This is a genomic window from Bradyrhizobium sp. WYCCWR15520 (assembly GCF_056174665.1).
This window is the reverse complement of record NZ_JBWBWM010000119.1, coordinates 1-3,226: the sequence shown is the minus strand read 5'-3', so window position 1 is coordinate 3,226 and position 3,226 is coordinate 1. Positions and strand designations below refer to the sequence as shown.

4 protein-coding genes are annotated in these 3,226 nt (G+C 56.0%); 2 read left to right on the top strand and 2 right to left on the bottom strand.

The features are described from left to right. Positions 1–123: integrase core domain-containing protein (locus AC0QUY_RS42300; protein ID WP_474417109.1), on the top strand; the 123-nt coding region annotated here is incomplete at its 5' end. 80 nt (positions 124–203) lie between these two features. Here the strand turns inward: AC0QUY_RS42300 and AC0QUY_RS42295 are convergent. Further along, on the bottom strand, positions 204–878 hold the full coding sequence (locus tag AC0QUY_RS42295; protein WP_161855423.1) for a 4'-phosphopantetheinyl transferase family protein: 675 nt from the start codon (positions 876–878) through the stop codon (positions 204–206). 472 nt (positions 879–1,350) lie between these two features. Further along, entirely contained in the window at positions 1,351–1,596 is a 246-nt protein-coding gene (locus AC0QUY_RS42290) for a hypothetical protein (protein ID WP_245319843.1), read from the bottom strand. 882 nt (positions 1,597–2,478) lie between these two features. Between AC0QUY_RS42290 and AC0QUY_RS42285 the strand changes: the two genes are divergently transcribed. Then, a complete protein-coding gene (locus AC0QUY_RS42285; protein WP_474417209.1) occupies positions 2,479–2,850 on the top strand; it encodes an antitoxin MazE-like protein in 372 nt (123 codons plus the stop codon). Positions 2,851–3,226: the final 376 nt, after the last annotated feature.

Here is a 3,226-nt window from a genome sequence, read left to right as displayed (position 1 = left end):
GCCGAGCTGCCCAAATGGCTTCACCGCTACAATTGGCACCGGCCGCATGGCAGTATCGGTTCGATGCCGCCGATCAGCAGACTCGCTCTGACCAGGAACAACCTGTTGAGGCTCCACAGCTAGAGCCGAAGGTCATTCTTCAATTGCAAGGCAAACTCGATGAGGTCTCCTGTGGCCTTCCAGCATCTAGCAGACGAGATGCATCACGCGCCTCGAAATCGCACGGCTAGTGCTACAATTCCTCCGTCAAATGGGCGATAGATTCCATTTATGGTTCGACTGCCAAAACTAGTAGGCTTTTCCGGGTTGACAATCTCGGCCTCGAAGACCCCGCTCTGGTCATTCGTCCTGACACTGACATCTTGAAAATCCAAGAATTCACCAGTTGCCGGCGCATATGATTTGTATACGGCTTCCTTTATTGCCAACAACAATTTCGGGCCGAAGCGACTGCTGGACCACTCCTTGCGCTCGATTTCCTCGCAGGTGCATACGAACGGCAAAATGTCCGCTTCGAGCGGTTCTTGATCTTCAATGTCCAATCCCAGAGCGAGCACATTCTTGGAATTTCCGGCAACAGCTCCGCAATCAGACGAAGAGTGTGAAATGCTCCCGACGACCCCCGAAGGCCAAAGAGGAGCCCGATCCACTCTCGACAAAATCGGAACGGGAGCGAAACCCAATTTGCGCAGGGCCTCATGAGCGTGATGCCGTCCCCAGGCGAACTCACGCCGACGACGAAGCGAGACGTTCCCCAACATGTCGTCTTCAGCGGGAAATGGAAGGGGAAACGGGTCATATATTGATCCGCCGGAAAAGCTGATGTCGTGTGCCAAAGCTGCACCGATAGCAGCCCCTAACGTCGTGAGCGTTTTCATAGATTGGGCGAACCTTGTTCTGGAAAAGTGTGAAGCTGCAAATCTGAGCTTGCTTTTCGGTAGCTAACCTGAGACCGCAGGCCACTCAAGGCCCTCAGCGTCAAAGACGAGGTCATGCTCTGCGACGCTCGATATTTCGACGGCAGGATCGGACGGATCGAGCGTGCATCGGACGAGCTCTGAGCTGACGCGACCAGCTTTCGAGATCGCCAGCCCTCGCGCGCCACACCTCGCTGGCCGAATTGCATCACCATTGTCGGGGCTGTCGCAGAGTGCTCAGAGTGAATGGGTACGGCTTTGAACAAACGGTGAGGGAGAGATCGGGGCGGATTGGTACTTTGCTTGTGGACCTCGAGCAGAATTATGTCGTCTATGTGCAATCTAACGTGTGGGGCCGACCCTCCATTATGATGTCGACCCACGAGGGCGACTTTGTGATGCGCGCACGTGCAACGAGCTCCATTCCTTTCGCTCACTGCATTTGATCCGTGCCGCGACCGATGAACTCGAGCACCGACTGCGCCTTGTGGATCTCACGTGCGATGCAATTGAAGATCCGGGTCGCAGATTCAAGTGTGACGACAAGTCCAACCCTCTCGCATGATAGCTCAAAATGGTGCGCAACCTGTTCGTTGGTGGGTGCAATGCCACTTTGCAGCGAGCTCATCGCTAATGATGCGAGCATGTGCTCGACCACGTCTTTTTCGGCCTGAGTCAAGAAATGCTTCCTTCTGAATGTTGGCTCGCCTGTTATCGACGTTGTGGTCGCCCTCGAAAGACCGCCAGCCGCTCCGCCTCCCGCGCCCTGTGTTGCCTCGAGGGTCACATCATGCGCCTCACGAAACTTGGCGCGAGACAACTTCCGTCGATTTCCAGGATCTACTTCTGGCGCTGCGGGAGGCAGAGCAAGGCTCAAAGACGACTTTGCGCATACGATTCCGAAGGTTCGAGACATTTGCCAGATCCGCAGCCTCCCCTATAGGGCGCTTCGCCGTGACACGAACTCAAAAACTGTGGCGTCGACTTCTGCACGCGTAGCTGGATCCGCAAGTACACGAACATTGTGACCGTGCCGGCGCAACAGCCGGGCCGCGGTGAGCAGTAGCCTGAGGTTTCCCAACGTTCCGTGCAAAACAAGGATAGCGCAAGACTTCACAGAGATTTAAGCTCCTTCGCAGTGGTACCGCACTTCTAAGAAATACGGCGCGCTCGCCACTTGCTACAACGATCGGCTGCACGTGCGCGACCCTAAGAAGACCGTAACGTGCCACGCGGCCCAGCCAGTGCGGCGCACGCTTCACCCACATGGGCGACTCTGCCTTACGGGAGGCCGGCCGCCCCAACCGCTTGCACGGACTGATCTAGCTCCCACGTCGCACCACTACGAGCCTTCTTGGATTTGTAGAATCTTCGATCCTTGACTCCGATCTGTTTCGACCTTCCATCACGCGAAGTGACTCAGCCTCTCGAAGACGCACACTGACTGAAAGCGTGCTCGCCAAGACACGAAGCTCTCACTGCTAACGTCCGTGGCACTCAAATTTGAGCTGCAAATGATGGGCTTTGGTCAACATTTTTCAAGCCTACAACCTGACGCAACGTGAGATTCAAGCTGTTTTTGTCGGGCTTGCGGTCTTTCGGGATTTGGGTACCCGATGTGCGGTCTACATTTTTCCGCAAGCAGCCTCGTCGTCAGTCACTTGCTGTTGCAGCCAGCGGCCATGCCGCAACATCAGGCTCATCGACGACGCGTCCGACCTGGATTGATAAGGCGCGGCGAGATCTGGGCCATCGCTTGCGGCAAGAATTATGCAGGCAAGCCGCGCCCACTCGTCATCGTGCAGGAAGGCAGTTTCAATCTCACCGACTCAATCACCACTTGCGCCTTCACCACCTATCCGACGGATGGCCGTTGTTCCGGCTCATCATCGAGCTGAATGGGTGCAACGGCCGCTCGCGACATGCTGACTAATGGTAGACAAAATCACAACCGCTCCCAACGCCAAAGTCGGCAGGCGTGTTGGTCGTCCCATCGACGAGATATCGACGGCTCAATCAGCGATGATGGTGTTCCTCGCATGGCCGTATCACCTAGCAACAATAAGCGAAGTTGTGGCCGCTGCTAAAACCGCCAATCCGCGCATAGGTAGCCTTTATCAGCAGGGAAGGCCCCCTCAACGCTCAACACGAGATCCGGCTAGCCACCCTTGCCTAGCATTAGTGAACCTCCTCCGAATTGATGGACACCTGTAGTAGGCTCGAAGAGCCAGGAGGTGTCGGATGGAAGGACGTCAACGTCGGTCGTTTACGGACGACTACAAGCGGCAAGCGGTTGATCTCGTAGCGTC

Coding starts and splice junctions, on each gene's coding strand:
- AC0QUY_RS42295 (WP_161855423.1), bottom strand. CDS start 878: ATGAAAACGCTCACGACGTTAGGGGCTGCTATCGGTGCAGCTTTGGCA.